Below are 17,165 nucleotides of genomic sequence, written 5' to 3' on the forward strand. Positions count from 1 at the left end.
TCGTTGAGAGTCAAGGTTGCCGTCGAGCCTAGTTAACGCCCGCTCACCCCGGCCAGCGCGAGTGACGAGGATTTCCGAAACTCACGCGTGCCGCTTCTGCAGCCACGCCGGCACGCGGGACGGCCGCAGCGCCAGTGCCGCCGCCGACCGGATCGGCACCGCGGGAGCGCCCCAGACCGGCCACAGTCCCGCCACCTGGCACAACGGCGCCAGCAGCACGCCCGCCGCCGCCTCGTAGCCCGCCGCGCTGGGGTGGAAGCGGTCCGAGCTGAACATGTCGACGTGCCGCGCCATGAACTCCGGCGCCAGCAGGTTCCCCAACGACACCGGCACACCACCGGCACTGCGCACGGCAACGGTCTGCGCGGCCGCGAGACGCACGCTGTAGCGGTGACCGATCGCCCGCAACGGCTGGGCGATCGGCCGCACCGTCCCGAGGTCGGGGCAGGTGCCGACGACGACGCCGCACCCGACCGCGCGCAGCCTGCGCACCTGCTCGGCCAGCAGCCGGGCCGAGTCGGCGGTGCCCATCCGCGACGTCACGTCGTTCGCGCCGATGATGATCAACGCCACCTGCGGCGCGTCCCGCACGGCCGCGTCGACCTGCGGCACCAGGTCACGCGTGGTCGACCCGCTGACGGCGTACGTCGACAGGCGCACCGGCCGTCCCGCCTCCTCCGCGAGCGCCTCGGCCAGCAACACGCCCGGCATCTGCGAGGGATGGGTCACACCGACGCCCACCGCCATCGAGTCGCCGAGCACCGCCAGCCGCACCGGGTCGCCGCCGTCGTCGAGGTACACGCCGTCCGGCGCCGGCCAGAGGTGCTCCAGCACGCCGATGGCCACCCGAGCACGTCTTCCCTGCTCCGTGAGCAGGCCGACCAGCGCACCGGACAGCCCTCCGAGCGTCGCGGCGGTCATCGCCACCGCGCGCAGCGTTCTCAGCCCGATCATCCGCACCACCTCCTTCCCCCGGAATCGTCGGCCTCGCTGTTCGAATCAACCTCCGCAGCCACTAGAGCTACGCTTCGTCCCGCTATCTCGGAGTGTGGGAGCAGGGGAGTAGATACCGGTGGAGTACGTCGAACACGTCGTCGATCTGGTCGGCAACACGCCGCTGGTCAAGCTCAACTCGCTGACGACGGGCATCAAGGCCACGGTGCTGGCGAAGGTCGAGTACCTGAACCCCGGCGGCAGCGTGAAGGACCGCATCGCGCTGCGGATGGTCGAGGCGGCCGAGAAGTCCGGTGAGCTGCGGCCCGGCGGCACGATCGTCGAGCCGACCTCGGGCAACACCGGCGTCGGCCTCGCCCTGGTCGCCCAGCGCAAGGGCTACAAGTGCGTGTTCGTCTGCCCGGACAAGGTCAGCGAGGACAAGCGCAACGTCCTCAAGGCCTACGGCGCCGAGGTCGTGGTCTGCCCGACCGCCGTCGCGCCCGAGCACCCGGACTCCTACTACAACGTCTCCGACCGGCTGGTCCGCGAGATCCCCGACGCGTGGAAGCCCGACCAGTACTCCAACCCGGAGAACCCGGCGAGCCACTACCACCAGACCGGCCCCGAGATCTGGCGCCAGACCGAGGGCAAGATCACCCACTTCGTCGCGGGCGTCGGCACCGGCGGCACGATCTCCGGCACCGGCCGCTACCTCAAGGACATCTCCAACGGCGCCGTGCAGGTCATCGGCGCCGACCCGGAGGGCTCCGTCTACTCCGGCGGCACCGGCCGCCCGTACCTCGTCGAGGGCGTCGGCGAGGACTTCTGGCCGGAGGCCTACGACAAGACCGTCGCCGACCAGATCGTCGAGGTCTCCGACGCCGACTCGTTCGACGTCACGCGCCGCCTCGCCCGTGAGGAAGGCCTGCTCGTCGGCGGTTCGTGCGGCATGGCGGCCGCCGCCGCGCTGCGCATCGCCCGCGACCTGCCCGAGGACGCCGTCGTCGTCGTGATCCTCCCGGACGGCGGCCGCGGCTACCTGTCCAAGGTCTTCAACGACCGCTGGATGGCGTCCTACGGCTTCCTGCCGCCCGACTCGACCGGCGCCACCGTCGGCGACGTGCTGCGCCGCAAGGGCGGCATGCTCCCCGACCTCGTGCACGCTCACCCGAACGAGACCGTGGGTGACGCCGTCGCGATCCTGCGCGAGTTCGGCGTCTCGCAGATGCCCGTCGTCAACGCCGAACCGCCCATCATGGCGGCCGAGGTCGCGGGCGCGGTCAACGAGCGCGACCTGCTCGACGCCCTGTTCACCGGCAAGGCGCAGCTCGCCGACCGCCTCGACAAGCACATGTCGCCGCCGCTGCCGACGCTCGGCGCCGGTGAGCCGGTCGGCATCGCCATGAACGCCCTGTCGCACGCCGACGCGGCCCTCGTGCTGGAGGACGGCAAGCCCGCCGGCGTCGTGACCCGGCAGGACATTCTGGGCTTCTTGGCTGGTCGCTGAGCGTAGAACCCCGTGCGTCCGATAGCGTGACGCCCGATCAACACCAGTCTCACTCGTACACGGCCCAGCCAAGGGGGTTGGAAACCGGATGAACGCTCCGCAGCCGCCAGGAAATCCGTTCGGCGGTCAGCCGCAGGAGCCCAACGCGGACGCAACGCAGATCGTCCCGGGAGGTGGCCAGCCGTCAGCGGCGAACCCCAACCCGGACGCGACGCAGGTCGTCTCGCCTGGACAGGCTCCTGCCGCACCGCAGCAGAACGCGGACGCCACCCAGGTCGTCAGCCCCGGGCAGACGCCGCCCGCTTCGGGTGGTTTCGCCGCACAGGGTCCCGGCTCCGGCGGTTTCCCCGCCCAGCAGCCGCCGCCCCCGTACGGCGCTCCGCCGCAGCAGCCGCCGGCCTACGGCGCACCGCCGCAGCAGCAGCCGTACGGCGCACCGCAGTCCAACCCGTACGGCCAGCCGGCCGCGGGTGCCTACGGTCAGCCGCAGCAGCCCTACGGCGCACCGCAGTCGAACCCGTACGGCCAGCCGCAGCAGCAGGCGTACGGCCAGCCCGGCGGCTACGGCCAGCCCGCCTACGGCATGGCACCGCCGCCGCCCACCGGCTACGCCGAGTGGGGCCAGCGCGCCATCGGCTACCTGATCGACGTGGTCGGCCCCGGCATCGTGGTCTACGGCGTCGGAACGGTGCTGACGATCATCGGCGCCTCGTCCGGTGACGCGACGATGGCCGGCCTCTTCGGCATCATCGCGCTGGTCCTCTACCTGGGCCTGCTCGGCTTCTTCATCTGGAACACCATCATCCGGCAGGGTGCGACGGGCCAGACGATCGGCAAGAAGATCGCCAAGATCAAGCTGGTCTCCGAGGAGACCATGCAGCCGCTCGGCGCCGGCACCACGTTCGTGCGCCAGCTGTGCCACGTCGTCGACGGCATCCCCTGCTACGCGGGCTTCTTCGCCCCGTTGTGGGAGGTCAAGAAGCAGACCTGGGCCGACAAGATCATGAAGTCCATCGTGATCAACGCCCCGGAGACCGCCTCGCAGTACGGCGGCGGCACCGGTGGCTACCCGCAGCAGCCGAGCACCGGCGGTTACCCGCAGCAGCCCCAGCAGGGCGGCTACGGCCAGCCTCCGCAGCAGGGTTACGGCGGTCAGCAGCAGGGCTGGTAAAGCCAACGGCGCAGCCCCCGGTCACCTCGTGGTGGCCGGGGGCTGAGTCTTTTCCGGGGTGTTCACGACGTGGACTCCGGCCGTCGACCGCCAGACGGGTGAGTACCCTTCGGACATGAGCACCCCATACGGCTTCGCCACCAGGGCGATTCACGCCGGTCAGGACCCGGACCCGACCACGGGTGCGGTGAACGTCCCCATCTACGCGACCTCCACGTACGCCCAGGACGGCGTCGGCGGCCTGCGTGAGGGCTTCGAGTACTCGCGGACCGGCAACCCGACCCGCCGCGCGCTGGAGACCTGCCTCGCGTCGCTCGAACGCGGCCGCTACGGCCGTGCGTTCTCCTCCGGCATGGGTGCGACCGACGCCGCGCTGCGCACGTTCCTCAAGCCCGGCGACCACATCGTCATCCCGAACGACGCGTACGGCGGCACGTTCCGGCTGATCGACAAGGTCTTCTCGCAGTGGGGCGTCACCCACTCCCCGGCGCCGGTGTCGGACGTCGACGCCATCCGCGCCGCCATCCGCCCCGAGACCAAGCTCGTGTGGATCGAGACGCCGACCAACCCGCTGCTGAACATCGGCGACATCGCCGCCATCGCCTCCGTCGCGCACGAGGCCGGCGCCAAGCTGGTGGTGGACAACACCTTCGCCTCGCCCGCCCTGCAGACTCCGCTGGAGCTCGGCGCGGACGTGGTGCTGCACTCCACGACCAAGTACGTCGGCGGGCACTCCGACGTCGTCGGTGGCGCGCTGATCACCTCCGACGAGGAGATCGACGCCGCCTTCGGGTTCCTGCAGAACGGCGCCGGCGCGGTGCCCGGTCCGTTCGACGCCTACCTGACGCTGCGCGGCATCAAGACGCTGCAGTTGCGCATGGAGAAGCACTCGGACAACGCCGAGTTGGTCGCCGAGGCGCTGACCCGGCACCCGAAGGTCAAGAAGGTCATCTACCCCGGGCTGGAGTCGCACCCCGGGCACGCCGTCGCCGCCAAGCAGATGAGCCGGTTCGGCGGGATGGTGTCGTTCATCGTCGACGGGGGCGAGGAGGCGGCGCTGGAGGTCTGCGCGCGGACCAAGCTGTTCCTGCTGGCCGAGTCGCTGGGCGGCGTCGAGTCGCTGATCGAGCACCCCGGGAAGATGACGCACGCGTCCACTTCCGGGTCCCTGCTGGAGGTGCCCGCGGACCTGGTCCGCGTGTCGGTGGGCATCGAGTCCGGTGACGACCTGGTGGCGGACCTGCTCGAAGCCCTCGGCTGATCCACCCTGAAACGCACGCGGGGCCCTTTCGCACTGAAAGGGCCCCGCGTTCGTTCTGCTACGGCTTCTTCGAGCCGAACCTGTCCACGTTCTCGGCCTCGGCCGTCGGCGCCGCCGGTAGATCGGCGCCGTTCACACAGCCGCCGACGAACTGCAGCGTGTCGCCGGTGCGGACGAAGCGGCCGGCCTCGTCACAACCCGCGTGCGCCACGGTCAGGAACGCCGCGCCGGTCAGTGCCACAGCCGTGGTCACGGCTCCGACCAGCGGAACTACCGCGGCCACGCGTCGCGCGAATGCCATGCCACCTCCACCCGATGTGAGTCCCCCGTAAGGCAGCCTACCGGGGGATCGGCGTCAGAGGTTGCCCCGTCGCTCCTGTTCGCGCTCGATCGCCTCGAAAAGGGCCTTGAAGTTGCCCTTGCCGAAGCCCAGCGAGCCGTGGCGCTCGATCATCTCGTAGAAGACGGTCGGGCGGTCGCCGATCGGCTTCGTGAAGATCTGCAGCAGGTAGCCGTCCTCGTCGCGGTCGACCAGGATGCGGTGCTCCTTCAGGACCTCGATCGGAACGCGGACCTCGCCGATGCGGGCGCGCAGGGCCGGGTCGTCGTAGTAGGAGTCCGGGGTCTCCAGGAACTCGACGCCCGCGTCGCGCATGGCCGTGACCGTGGCGATGATGTCGTTGGTCGCCAGCGCGATGTGCTGGACGCCCGCGCCCTCGTAGAACTCGAGGTACTCGTCGATCTGCGACTTCTTCTTCGCGATCGCCGGCTCGTTCAGCGGGAACTTGACGCGGTGGTTGCCGTTGGAGACGACCTTCGACATCAGCGCCGAGTAGTCGGTGGCGATGTCGTCGCCGATGAACTCCGCCATGTTCACGAAGCCCATGACGCGGTTGTACCACTCGACCCAGTAGTCCATCTTGCCGAGCTCGACGTTGCCGACGCAGTGGTCGACGGCCTGGAAGAGGCGCTTCGGAGCACCTTCCGGACGCTTCACCGTGGAGCTGCGGGCGACGAAACCGGGCAGGTAGATGCCGGTGTACTTGGAGCGGTCGACGAGCGTGTGGCGGGTCTCGCCGTAGGTGGCGATCGCGGCCATGCGCACGGTGCCGTGCTCGTCGGACACGTCGTGCGGCTCTTCGAGGACGGTCGCGCCCTGCTCGCGGGCGTGCCTGACGCACTGGTCGACGTCGCCGACCTCCAGCGCCAGGTCCACGACGCCGTCGCCGTGGCGGCGGTGGTGGTCGAGGAGCTCGGAGCCCGGGGTCACGCCGCCGTTGATCACGAAGCGGGCCGAGCCCGACTTCAGCACGAACGACTTGTGGGTGCGCTGGCCGGTCTCGGGGCCCGCGTAGGCCACGAGCTCCATGCCGAACGCCACCTGGTAGAGCCACGCGGTCTGCGTGGCGTTGCCCGCGACGAACACCACAGCGTCCATGGCGCGCACAGGAAAGGGGTCCTTGGTCGCGTCGTAGTCGACCAACCCCACGAGCTGGCGGAGCTGGTCGTAGCTCACGTCGTCAAGCTGCTGCGTCATGTCCATCAGCATGAGTCGACCTAGCAGGGTGAGCAACAGTCAGCGATTTCTCAGGACAACTTGTATAGTGATCTATGCCTTCTGATCAGCAGAGTGAGCACTCTGACCAGGTCGTGGACGAGTTGGACGCAAGGCTGCTCCTGCTCTTGACGGACGAACCGCGTCTCGGCGTCCTCGAATGTTCGCGCCGGCTGGGGGTCGCGCGGGGAACCGTGCAGGCCAGGCTCGACCGGCTCGTCGAACGCGGGGTGCTCACCGGGTTCCCGCCGGCGCTCGACCTCGGCGCCATGGGGTACGGGCTGACGGCGTTCGCGATGGTCGAGATCGCGCAGGGACGGCGCGCGGAGGTGTGCGAGGGCCTGGCCGCGATCCCCGAGGTGTGCGAGGTGCACGCGACGACCGGCCAGGGCGACCTGTTCGTGCGCGTGGTCGCGAGGTCGAACTCGGACCTGCAGCGCGTCGTCGATCACATCGTCGACGTTCCTCACGTCCGGCGGCTGTCGACGTCGATCGCGCTGTCGACGCCAGTGCCCCCACGCGTGCGGCCCCTCCTGGAACGCGTGAAGGGCCGGTCACCGAAGTGACCGGCCCCTCGCACGTCGTGTGGCGTGACTACGCCTGGTAAGGAACAGCGGAGATCAGCGTGACCTTCTGCTGCTTGCCGTTCGGCAGCTCGTAAGAGACGGTCTCGCCGTCCTTCGCGCCGTTCAGGGCCTTGCCGAGAGGCGAAAGCGGGGAGTAGACCTCCATCTCGCCGTGCGCACCCTCTTCGCGGGTCGCGAGGAGGAACGTCTCCGCCTCGTCGTCACCCTCGTAGCGGATCGTGAGCACCGTGCCCGGTGCCGCGACACCCTTGGTGGTGGGAGCCTCGCCGACCTTCGCGGCCTGGAGCAGCTCGTGCAGCTGGCGGATGCGCGCCTCCTGCTTGCCCTGCTCCTCGCGAGCCGCGTGGTAGCCGCCGTTCTCGCGGAGGTCGCCCTCTTCGCGACGGGCGTTGATCTCGGCAGCCATGACCGGGCGGTACGCGATCAGTTCGTCCAGCTCAGCCTTGAGCCGGTCGTAGGCCTCCTGGGTCAGCCAGGTCACCTGGGTGTCGCTCACGGTCACCAACTCCTCGTCTTGCTCTGGCGCATGCGTGTGCACCAGATAGTTCCCGGGCCTGAGGCTCGGAACGGAAAAACACGGCCCGCGCCGGGGCCGTGCTTGAGCTGCAATAGTAACACGGAGACAACGTTCAGCGACGGCGATTTGTTCCCCATCTCGCCGTTTAAACCGCAGATCACCCGCTTGGCCGCTAGGTCGTGGACAAGTAGGCGGGAACCTGGTAGGAGCACCCGAACACTTCGCCGGTGACCGGCGGCTTCGAGGTGCGGAGAACAGTTGTCTCGACGACGACGTCATTTCCGGGCGGAACCAGAACTTCACGCCGACCTGCTTCGTCCCCGTCCTGTGATCGGGCCCGAATGATGCAGACGGCGGCACGCTCCGGTTGATCGCGGGAAACCTCGAAACTGACCTTCACCTGGTCGTCGCCGATGATGGTGAACGCGGTCTGCTTCGCCTCGATCGGCTTTGTGCCGAGATTTCGGTAACCGACGAAGGCGATGACGGCACCTATCGCAACGGCTACAGCGAGTAATGCCCATCGCGCCCATTTGCTGAGCGGCTTGCGGGTCTGCTTGCTGTAGCGCCCCTCGGGGAGCACGCGCTGTGCCACTTCCGCGTCCTCCTCGGTCTCTGGGGAACAATGGTGCCCGACGTTCAGTTGATGAGTGTCGCAGGACCGTTCACACAGGAGGACCACGGGGGTCATGGCCGACAAGCTGCGCCTTATGGCAGTGCACGCACATCCCGACGACGAGTCGAGCAAGGGCGCGGCCTCGATGGCTCGCTACATCGCGGAAGGGCACGACGTGATGGTCGTGACCTGCACCGACGGTGGTGCGGGCAGCATCCTCAACCCGGCGATGGACAAGCCGGACGTGCTCGAGAACATCATCGAGGTCCGCCGCGAGGAGATGGCCAACGCGGCCAAGATCCTCGGCATCCAGCACCGCTGGCTGGGCTTCAAGGACTCGGGCCTTCCCGAGGGCGACCCGCTGCCGCCGCTGCCCGAGGGGTGCTTCGCCCTCGTGCCGCTGGAGGAGTCGGTGCCGTCCCTGGTGGAGGCCATCCGCGACTTCCGCCCGCACGTCGTCGTGACCTACGACGAGAACGGCGGCTACCCGCACCCGGACCACATCCGCACGCACGAGATCTCGATGGCGGCCCTCGACGCCGCCTCCGACGCCTCGTACAAGCCGGAGCTGGGCGAGGCCTGGGAGACGCAGAAGGTCTACTACGGCCACGGCTTCTCCCGCGCCAAGATCGTCGCGTTCCACGAGGCGATGGAGGCCCGCGGCATGGAGTCGCCGTACGCCGAGTGGCTCGCGAACTGGAACAGCGACCGCCCCGACGTCATGGAGCGCGTCACCACGCAGGTCGAGTGCGCGGAGTACTTCGACGTCCGCGACGAGGCACTGAAGGCGCACGCCACCCAGATCGACCCGACCAGTCGCTGGTTCGGGATCCCGATGGAACTGCAGCGGGAGATCTGGCCGACCGAGGAGTACGAGCTCGTCCGCTCGCAGGTCGACTCGACGCTGCCGGAGAACGACCTGTTCGCCGGAGTTAAGGTCTAGGGGTGCTCTCCCCAGACTTCTCCCTCGGCAGCACGGTGGCCCTGGTCGCCGTGCAGCCGTCGAACCCGAACGAGAACGACAAGGGCGGCCAGGGCGAGGACTTCGGCAAGTCCTCCCCGGTCGGTCTTGTCCTGCTGATCGTCTTCTTCATCGCCGTGTTCTTCCTGGTGAAGTCGATGAACAAGCACATCAAGGGTCTGCCGGCGTCGTTCGATGAGCCGGAGCCCGCCAAGGAAGCTCCGGCCGCCGCGGACAAGAAGGACTAGCTCAGCCTGAGGCTCACGACGAAGTCGTGGACCTCGTCGAACGCGGGCGGCTCCAGCGGCAGGTCGCTGGCCTCCCGTGCCTGCCGCAGCTCCTCGTGCCAGTGCGCCAGGTCCGCCTCCAGCCGTTCGGGCGCGGGCCTGCCCGGCACCCCGGCCAGCGCCCGGTGCTCGCCGAGGACCTTGGCCTCGATCAGCCCTGGCAGGTAGTCAGGCCCGTCGAGCTTCTCCAGCAGCGTCGGCAGGTGCGCGTTCACCTCGCCGGTGCGCAGCAGGTGCACGCCGGTCAGCAGCGCGCGGAACGTGTAGAGCAGCGGCTTGATCTCGCCGGTCTTCTCGAACAGCCGCCACTGGGTCACGGCGAACCCGCGGTAGTGGTGCCCGTGCCGTGAGGTGAGGCACCCCGCGGCGAGGGCGGCCAGCTTCCGGTGCGCCTCGGTGGTGTGCACGACCAGCGGCGAGAGCAGCTGCTCCAGCACGTAGCCGTTCGGGCGGACCAGCAGCCGGCAGAACTTCTGCACGTCGTGCGTGACGAGGTCGATCTCGACGCCGTCGCGCACCCACATCCGTTCCTTGGTCTCCGGGCCGTGCCGCAGTCCCAGCACCTCGGCGAGCGGCAGCACGTGCACGCCGCGCAGGTCCACGTCCGAGTCGCGGGACGGGAAGCCGTACAGGTGCGCGCCGGAGACCGTCGCGAACAGCAGGTCGTGCGACTGCTCGGCGACGACGGCGCTCAGGTCGGGTACCTCGTAGCTCACAACATCCTCCTGCGCACCGACACCAACCAGTCCTCCACCCGCGCCCGGTCCGGTTCGTCCGGCAGCGGGCCTTCCGCGGCGGCGATCTCGTCGCCGAGCCTGTGAGCCCACGCGACCGCGTCGTCCCAGGCCATCGAGCCGTCCCTGATCGACAGCAACGACCGGTCCGCCGCGATGTCGTACCGGCCGGTCCGCAGCAGGTTCAGCCCCACCAGCCGCAACCGCACCACGTGCATGAGCTGCTTCGGCTTGAGGTTGCGGCCCGCACGCGACAGCTGCATCTCCGTCGCGCGCGTGAACGCCCGCACCGCGTACCGGGAGAGGAACGCGGGCAGCAGGTCCCGCAGTTCCTCTCCCATCGGCGTGCTGATCTCCACCAACGGGCTGACCAGCGTCTCCAGCACCGTCGGGTTCGACTTCAGGCCCAGCGCGCAGAAGTGCTCGACCTCCCAGCTGAGCTGTTCGGGGTCAGGGCCCTCGACCGAGGTCGGGGGCTTCTCGAAGCGCCAGAACGCCTCCGTGGGCGCGACGAACACCCCGCGTCTGTCCACATCGGACTCCGCGCTCTCCAGCCCGTAGGCGTGCGAGCCGATCACCACTTCGAGGATCACAGTCGTGGGTCCACCGGTTCCGACTCCAGCGCGAGCACGCCGAAGACGCACTCGTGCACCCGCCACAGGGGTTCGCCGCGCACGAGACGCTCCAGGGCCTCGATGCCCAGGGCGTACTCGCGCAGCGCGAGGCCGCGCTTGCGGCCGAGCGAACGCTTGCGCAGCCGCGCGAGGTTCGCCGGTGACGTGTAGTCCGGGCCGTAGATGATCCGCAGGTACTCGCGCCCGCGCACCTTCACGCCCGGCTGCACGCGTGCGCCGAGGTTGGCCAGCGGCTTCACCACCATGCCCTCGCCTCCGTCCGCGGTCAGCTCCTCCCACCACCGAACGCCCGCCGCCACCTGCGCGGGGTCGTTCACGTCGACCACGAGGTGCCTGGTCTGCTGGAACAGCGGGCCCTCCAGCCGTCCCAACGTCTCCAGGTGCCACAGGTGCGAACGGTCGTGGAACGTCCGCCCCTGCGCCGCGAGCAGCTGGAACGGTGCGATCCGCACACCGTCCAGGCCGTCCACCGGCCAGCAGTACCGCTCGTACGCCGCGCTGTACGCGGCCGCGTTCGAGGCGCGCTCCGCGGTGCGCCCCAACAGGTCCGCGACGTCGACACCGCGCGAGGCCGCCGCTTCCAACGCGTCGACCGCCACCGGCAACGCACCACCGGCCGCCGCCCCGACCGCCGCGTACTGCTCGCGGATCAGGCCGGAGGCCTTGGCGTTCCACGGCATCAGCTCGGCGTCGATGAGCAGCCAGTCCGTGGCGAACTCCTCGAACAGGCCCGCGCAGGCGGCACGCACCCGATCGAGCAGCTCCACACCGCGCGCGCCGTCGAAGAACGCACGTCCGGTGCGCGTGTAGATCGCGCCGCCCTCCTTGCGCACCAGCAACACCGCGCGGGAGCCCATGTGCTTCTCCTCGCAGATCACCTGGTCCACGCGGCCGGACCGGTACTCCGCGAAGGCCTCCGCCGGGTGCTCCAGCACGTCGTCGAGCTGCGAGGTCGCGACGGGCGCCATCGTCGGCGGCAGGTACAGCAGCTCGTGCGGGTCGATAGCGAACCGGCTCATGACCTCCAGGGCCGAGGCCGACTGCTCCGCGCGGATCGTCACGGCGCCGATCAGCGACGTGTCGATCCGGCGCAGGCCAGTGACGTCGGTCAGCGCCAGCACGTCCGGCGCGCGCTCGACGGCCTTCGGCGGGAACGGCGCGTCGTTCTGGTACCAGACCTGGTGCGCCTTGACGGAGACGAGCTCCTTCTCCGGGTAGCGCAACGCGGTCAGCTTCCCGCCGAACACCACACCCGTTTCGAGGCACATGGTGTTGTTGACCCACTCGGCCTCGGGGGTGAGGACGTGCCCGTACAGCACCATCGCCGAGCCGCGGTAGTCGTTCGCCCACGGCAGGCGCACCGGCAGTCCGTGCGCGTCGGTCTCGCCGGTCGTGTCGCCGTACAGGGCGAAACTGCGGACCTTCGCGGACGCACGTCCGTGGTAGCGCTCGGGCAGGCCGGCGTGCGCGACGACGAGGTTCCCGCCGTCCAGCACGTAGTGCGCGACGAGGCTGTCGCAGAACTTCACCGCGGCCAGGCGGAACTCCTCCGGCTCGTGCGCGAACTGCTCCAGCGACTTCTCCAGCCCGTGCCGGACCGTCACCTTGTGGCCGCGCATCGCCCGCACGAGCTTCTCCTCGTGGTTCCCGCGCACGCTCAGGGCGTGCCCGGCCGCCACCATGCCCATGACCAGGCGCAGCACGCCGGGCGTGTCCGGTCCGCGGTCCACCAGGTCGCCGACGAACACCGCCTTGCGGGCACCGGGCGGAACCGCGTCCACCGCACGGCCCTCGTCGTCGCGCACGAGGGTGTAGCCGAGCTCGACGAGCAGCTCCTCCAGCTCCGCGCGGCAGCCGTGCACGTCACCGAACACGTCGAACGGCCCCGTCTCGTGCCTGAGATCGTTGAGCAGGCGCTCGTAGACGATCGTGGAGGCGTCCACATCGGACTCGGAGCGCAGCACGTGGACGCGCTTGAAGCCTTCCTTGCCGAGGAACTTCAACGATCGCCGCAGAGCCGCCCGGTGCCGCTTCACGACGTGCGCGCCGAAGTCGCGGTCGGGCCGCTGCGCGTTGCGCGCGAGGCACACCTCGGTCGGGGTGTCGAGGACGATCGCGACCGGCAGCACGTTCGCCTTCTTCGCGACCTCGACCAGCTGTGCGCGGTCCTGCGGCTGGACGTTGGTCGCGTCGATCACGGTGACGCGTCCGGCTTCGAGTCGCTTGCGCGCCACGAAGTGCAGCACCTCGAACGCCGCAGCGGACGCCGACTGGTCGTTCTCGTCGTCGGACACGAGCCCGCGGAAGTAGTCGCTCGACAGCACCTGCGTGGGCAGGAAGTGCTTGCGCGCGAACGTCGACTTGCCAGAGCCGGAGGCGCCGACCAGCACCACCAGGCACAAGTCGGGGATCTTCAGTTCCATCAGTCGTCCTCCGAGCTGAACACGGCCATCTGGGTCGGCGCGCCGCGTTCGGCGTCCTCCGGCCCGATCGGCACGTACCGAACGGTGTAGCCGCGGCGTTCCGCGACGCCGTCCGCCCACTCCTGAAACTCCGCGCGAGTCCATTCGAAACGGTGGTCCGAATGGCGCATCTGGCCCTCCGGCAGCGTCTCGAACAGCACGTTGTACTCGACGTTCGGCGTGGTGACCAGAACGGTCGCCGGCCGCGCGACGGTGAAGACGGAGTGCTCCAGCGCGGGCAGGCGCGACGGGTCGACGTGCTCGACGACCTCCATCAGCACCGCCGCGTCGAAGCCCGCCAGCTCGGTGTCCGCGTACGTCAAAGCCGACTGCCGCAACGTGATCCGCTCGCGCTGCCGCTCGCCCATGCGGTCGAGGTGCAGCTTGCGCGCGGCCTCCTGCAACGCCTTCGCGGACACGTCGACACCGTGGATCTCGGTGAACTCCGGCTCGTTGACGAGTGCGCGCAGCAGGGCCCCGCCACCGCACCCGAGGTCGAGCACGCGCTTGGCCCGCGCTTCCTTCAACGCCGCGATCACGGCCTCCTTGCGCTGTACGGCAAGGGAGATCTTCGGTTCGGCCAGCGCGTTGTCGAGCTCCTCCGGCTCGACCTCGTCGACGTCCGCGAGGCGTTCCAGCGCGGAGGTGATCAACGGACGCTTGCGCGCCAGGTACCGGGTGGTGATCAGCTCCTTGTCCGGGTGCTCCGCCAGCCAGCCGTCACCGGCCCTGAGCAGCTTGTCGACCTCGTCGGCCGCGACCCAGTAGTGCTTGCCGCCGTCGAGCACGGGCAGCAGCACGTAGAGGTGCTTCAACGCGTCGCTGAGCCGGAGAGTGCCGGTCAGCGTCACATCGCCGAAGCGCGAGTCGCCGTGCTCGGTGACCGCGACGTCCCAGCCCAGCGGAGTGAACAGGCGTTCCGCGAGCCGGTGTGGCAGCGCGGGAACGCGGACGACCAGCGGGATCGGCGTCCGCGCGAGCTCGGGGTAGCTGTCGCTGCGGCCGTTCATGGCCGTGCGGAACACGCTGCCGAGCGCGACCGTGAGCAACGACCCGGCCGCGTACGGCCTGTCGTTGACGTACTGGGTGAGCGTGCTGCCGGGACCTCGGACGAGCGCGATGGGGTCGACCTCCAGCAGGAGGGCGACCGTGCACTCCTCGTCCGTCGCCTTCGGGTAGAAGACGTGCGCGACGCCCGAGCTCGTCGTGAAGGACTGAGCCCGGTCGGGATGCTTGTGCAGCAGGTGGCCGAGGTCGGTTGCCGGCCGGTGCGTCGTGGTCATGGTGAGCAACACGCGCCTGAGTCTGATCGAGAGTCGCTGAATCCGCAGGCGAATTAGGCTGCCGGGCATGGCGAACCGACTCGCGGACGCGACCAGCCCCTACCTGCTGCAGCACGCCGACAACCCGGTCGACTGGTGGCCGTGGTCCGAGGAGGCGTTCGAGGAGGCCCGGCGGCGCAACGTGCCGGTGCTGCTGTCCGTCGGCTACGCGGCCTGCCACTGGTGCCACGTGATGGCGCACGAGTCGTTCGAGGACGCGGCCGTTGCCTCGTACCTCAACGAGAACTTCGTGGCGGTGAAGGTGGACCGCGAGGAACGCCCGGACGTCGACGCCGTGTACATGGAGGTCACGCAGGCCATGACGGGCCAGGGCGGGTGGCCGATGACCGTGTTCCTCACGCCGGACGCGCGCCCGTTCCACGCCGGCACCTACTACCCGCCGTCGCCGCGGCCCGGCATGCCGTCGTTCACGCAGCTCGTCGAGGCCGTGTCGGCGACGTGGGCCTCGCGGCCGGACGAGATCCTGGAGTCCGCCTCCGCCGTGGTGGAGGAGATCTCGCGCCACGCGGCGCCGTTGCCACCGTCCGCTGTGGACTCGGACGTGCTGGCGGGCGCCGTGGTGTCGTTGCTCGGCGAGTTCGACCGGCGCCACGGCGGATTCGGTGGCGCGCCGAAGTTCCCGCCGTCGATGGCGCTGGAGTTCCTGCTGCGCCACCACGAGCGCACCGGGTCGGTCGAGGCGGTGTCGATGGCGACCTCGACGGCGGACGCGATGGCGAACGGCGGCCTGTACGACCAGCTCGGCGGTGGTTTCGCGCGCTACAGCGTCGACGCGTCGTGGGTCGTGCCGCACTTCGAGAAGATGTTGTACGACAACGCTTTGCTGCTCCGCTTCTACACGCACCTGACGCGGGTCACTCGGTCCGAGCGCTACGAACGGGTCGCGCGGGACACGGCGTCGTTCCTGCTGCGGGACCTGCGCACGGCCGAGGGCGGGTTCGCGGCGTCACTGGACGCGGACACCGAGGGCGTCGAGGGCCTGACGTACGTGTGGTCGTTCGAGGAACTGGGCGATGCCGCAGCGGCGTTCGGCGTGACCGCCGAGCCGAACTTCGAGGACGGCAAGTCGACGCTGGGGTTCGTGTCGGAGCCGGGGGAGGAGGTGCGGGCCGCGTTGCTGGCGGCGCGTGCCCTGAGGCCGCAGCCCGGCCGTGACGACAAGGTCATCGCCTCCTGGAACGGCATGGCGATCGCCGCGCTGGCCGAGGCGGGCGCGTTCTTCGGTGAGCCGGCGTGGATTTCGGCTGCCGAGGAGGCGGCGTCGTTGCTGGGATCGGTGCACCTGGTCGAGGGCAGGCTGCTGCGCACCTCGCGTGACGGCGTGGCGGGGCCGTCGTTCGGCGTGCTGGAGGACTACGGCTGCCTCGCCGACGGGCTGCTGGCGTTGCACCAGGTCACCGGCTCGATCCGGTGGCTCGACCTGGCCTGCGGGCTGCTGGACACCGCTCTCGCGCGGTTCGCCGTCGTGGGCTCTCCTGGTGCCTACTACGACACCGCCGACGACGCCGAGGCACTCGTACGGCGCCCTGCCGACTCCACCGACAACGCGTCGCCGTCCGGAGCGTCCTCGCTGGCCTCGGCGCTGCTGACGGCGTCCCTGCTGTCCGGCGCCGATCGTTCGTCGCGGTACTACGAGGCCGCTGTGGCCGCCGTGACCCGAGCCGGACTGCTGGCCGCGCGGGCACCCCGGTTCGCCGGGCACTGGCTGACGGTCGCCGAGACGCTGGTCGCCGGTCCGTTGCAGGTGGCAGTGGTGGGTGCCGACGACTCGCGCCGTGCGTCGCTGTGGGCGGCGGCGGTGGCCCATGTGCCCGGAGGCGGCGTCGTCGTGGCCGGAGAGCCGGCGTCCGTGCCGTTGCTCGAAGACCGTCCGTTGGTCGACGAGGGTCCCGCGGCGTACGTGTGCCGTGGGTACGTCTGCGATCGCCCGGTGGTTTCGGAGGACGCCCTGGTCACTTCGCTGACGGCGAACGCGTGATGGCTGATTGCAGGCGTAACGTCGGTTACGACGTAATCATGTAATCAGAGGTGGTTGAAATGGGACGTGGATGGCGAGGACGAGGCGGGTGGCAGCAGGCTGACCTGCCCTCGGCCGACGACGCGGCGGCCTGGTTCGCGGGCAGGCTCCCGGACGGCTGGTTCACCGGCGCGGCGGAGGTGATCGTCGACCGCGAGGAGATCACGGTCGTCGGCACGCTCACGCCGCTGGAGGGCGAGTTCGACGACGCCTCGCGCGCCGCCGCCGAGTCGGGCCGCATCTCGCGCTGGCGCGAGGAGACCCGCGACGAACGCATCGAGATCGCCCGCCAGGCCGAGCACCGCTACGGCCGCAAGGTCGCCTGGGGCGCGTCGCTGGGCGGCACGCGCGAACTGTTCACGCACCTGGCCGTGCCGGTCATGACGCGCCTGCGCCAGCCGGAACGCCAGGTGCTCGACACGCTGGTGGCCGCCGGCGTGGCACGCTCACGGGCAGATGCTCTGGCATGGGCCGTGCGACTGGTGGGCGAGCACGCCGACACGTGGCTCGACGAACTCCGTGACGCGATGTCGCGTGTGGACGATCTCCGCTCGCAGGGGCCGGATCTGGCCTAGC

17 protein-coding genes are annotated in these 17,165 nt (G+C 69.8%); 8 read left to right on the plus strand and 9 right to left on the minus strand.

What is annotated here, in order from left to right:
• Positions 1-81 precede the first annotated feature (81 nt).
• Positions 82-954, minus strand: coding sequence for an SGNH/GDSL hydrolase family protein (locus ACFWN2_RS32135; protein ID WP_382433846.1), 873 nt, complete (start codon positions 952-954; stop codon positions 82-84).
• A 118-nt stretch (positions 955-1,072) separates the two neighbouring features.
• On the opposite strand from ACFWN2_RS32135, the gene ACFWN2_RS32140 reads away from it, so the two are divergent.
• From ACFWN2_RS32140 to ACFWN2_RS32150, 3 genes are all read left to right on the plus strand, one after another.
• A complete protein-coding gene (locus tag ACFWN2_RS32140) occupies positions 1,073-2,443 on the plus strand; it encodes a cystathionine beta-synthase (RefSeq protein WP_382433848.1) in 1,371 nt (456 codons plus the stop codon).
• An 88-nt stretch (positions 2,444-2,531) separates the two neighbouring features.
• Positions 2,532-3,614, plus strand: a complete 1,083-nt coding sequence (locus ACFWN2_RS32145) for an RDD family protein (RefSeq protein ID WP_382433850.1) — start codon at positions 2,532-2,534, stop codon at positions 3,612-3,614.
• 115 nt (positions 3,615-3,729) lie between these two features.
• Complete coding sequence (locus ACFWN2_RS32150) at positions 3,730-4,875, plus strand: cystathionine gamma-synthase (protein ID WP_382433852.1); 1,146 nt, start codon at positions 3,730-3,732, stop codon at positions 4,873-4,875.
• Between the two features lie 58 nt (positions 4,876-4,933).
• Here ACFWN2_RS32150 and ACFWN2_RS32155 read toward each other — a convergent pair whose 3' ends face one another.
• Together ACFWN2_RS32155 and hppD are read right to left on the minus strand one after the other, a co-directional pair.
• Positions 4,934-5,176 carry a hypothetical protein gene (locus ACFWN2_RS32155; protein ID WP_191305760.1) on the minus strand — a complete coding sequence of 81 codons (243 nt, stop codon included), beginning with the start codon at positions 5,174-5,176 and terminating at the stop codon, positions 4,934-4,936.
• Positions 5,177-5,230: 54 nt separating this feature from the next.
• On the minus strand, positions 5,231-6,412 hold the full coding sequence (gene hppD / locus ACFWN2_RS32160) for a 4-hydroxyphenylpyruvate dioxygenase (RefSeq protein WP_382433854.1): 1,182 nt from the start codon (positions 6,410-6,412) through the stop codon (positions 5,231-5,233).
• A gap of 74 nt (positions 6,413-6,486) precedes the next feature.
• Here hppD and ACFWN2_RS32165 point away from each other — a divergent pair, with 74 nt between their 5' ends.
• Positions 6,487-6,996, plus strand: a complete 510-nt coding sequence (locus ACFWN2_RS32165; protein WP_382433856.1) for an Lrp/AsnC family transcriptional regulator — start codon at positions 6,487-6,489, stop codon at positions 6,994-6,996.
• 28 nt (positions 6,997-7,024) lie between these two features.
• On the opposite strand, the gene greA is transcribed toward ACFWN2_RS32165, so the two are convergent.
• Both greA and ACFWN2_RS32175 read right to left on the minus strand, forming a co-directional pair.
• Complete coding sequence (greA, locus tag ACFWN2_RS32170; RefSeq protein ID WP_177320718.1) at positions 7,025-7,519, minus strand: transcription elongation factor GreA; 495 nt, start codon at positions 7,517-7,519, stop codon at positions 7,025-7,027.
• Between the two features lie 187 nt (positions 7,520-7,706).
• Positions 7,707-8,225, minus strand: coding sequence for a DUF4307 domain-containing protein (locus tag ACFWN2_RS32175; RefSeq protein WP_382433858.1), 519 nt, complete (start codon positions 8,223-8,225; stop codon positions 7,707-7,709).
• Here ACFWN2_RS32175 and mca point away from each other — a divergent pair.
• Together mca and ACFWN2_RS32185 are read left to right on the plus strand one after the other, a co-directional pair.
• Entirely contained in the window at positions 8,224-9,093 is an 870-nt protein-coding gene (gene mca / locus ACFWN2_RS32180; RefSeq protein WP_382433860.1) for a mycothiol conjugate amidase Mca, read from the plus strand. The two genes, ACFWN2_RS32175 and mca, sit on opposite strands and share 2 nt — an antisense overlap.
• A 35-nt stretch (positions 9,094-9,128) precedes the next feature.
• Positions 9,129-9,359: a hypothetical protein gene (locus ACFWN2_RS32185; RefSeq protein WP_382434062.1), complete on the plus strand. Its 231-nt coding sequence runs from the start codon at positions 9,129-9,131 to the stop codon at positions 9,357-9,359.
• Here the strand turns inward: ACFWN2_RS32185 and ACFWN2_RS32190 are convergent.
• From ACFWN2_RS32190 to ACFWN2_RS32205, 4 genes are read right to left on the minus strand one after another with little or no spacing between them, the layout of a single operon-like run.
• Complete coding sequence (locus tag ACFWN2_RS32190) at positions 9,356-10,114, minus strand: DNA polymerase beta superfamily protein (protein WP_382433862.1); 759 nt, start codon at positions 10,112-10,114, stop codon at positions 9,356-9,358. The two genes, ACFWN2_RS32185 and ACFWN2_RS32190, sit on opposite strands and share 4 nt — an antisense overlap.
• On the minus strand, positions 10,111-10,725 hold the full coding sequence (locus ACFWN2_RS32195) for a DNA polymerase beta superfamily protein (protein ID WP_382433864.1): 615 nt from the start codon (positions 10,723-10,725) through the stop codon (positions 10,111-10,113). The genes ACFWN2_RS32190 and ACFWN2_RS32195 overlap by 4 nt, the downstream gene beginning before the upstream one ends.
• Positions 10,722-13,190, minus strand: coding sequence for a polynucleotide kinase-phosphatase (locus tag ACFWN2_RS32200; RefSeq protein WP_382433866.1), 2,469 nt, complete (start codon positions 13,188-13,190; stop codon positions 10,722-10,724). The genes ACFWN2_RS32195 and ACFWN2_RS32200 overlap by 4 nt, the downstream gene beginning before the upstream one ends.
• Complete coding sequence (locus ACFWN2_RS32205) at positions 13,190-14,524, minus strand: 3' terminal RNA ribose 2'-O-methyltransferase Hen1 (RefSeq protein WP_382433868.1); 1,335 nt, start codon at positions 14,522-14,524, stop codon at positions 13,190-13,192. The genes ACFWN2_RS32200 and ACFWN2_RS32205 overlap by 1 nt, the downstream gene beginning before the upstream one ends.
• A gap of 55 nt (positions 14,525-14,579) precedes the next feature.
• On the opposite strand from ACFWN2_RS32205, the gene ACFWN2_RS32210 reads away from it, so the two are divergent.
• Complete coding sequence (locus tag ACFWN2_RS32210) at positions 14,580-16,550, plus strand: thioredoxin domain-containing protein (protein WP_382433870.1); 1,971 nt, start codon at positions 14,580-14,582, stop codon at positions 16,548-16,550.
• A 59-nt stretch (positions 16,551-16,609) separates the two neighbouring features.
• Complete coding sequence (locus tag ACFWN2_RS32215; protein WP_382433872.1) at positions 16,610-17,164, plus strand: hypothetical protein; 555 nt, start codon at positions 16,610-16,612, stop codon at positions 17,162-17,164.
• Position 17,165 lies beyond the last annotated feature (1 nt).

The organism is Lentzea sp. NPDC058436 (assembly GCF_042721515.1).
In the GTDB taxonomy this organism is placed as follows: Bacteria; Actinomycetota; Actinomycetes; order Mycobacteriales; family Pseudonocardiaceae; genus Lentzea.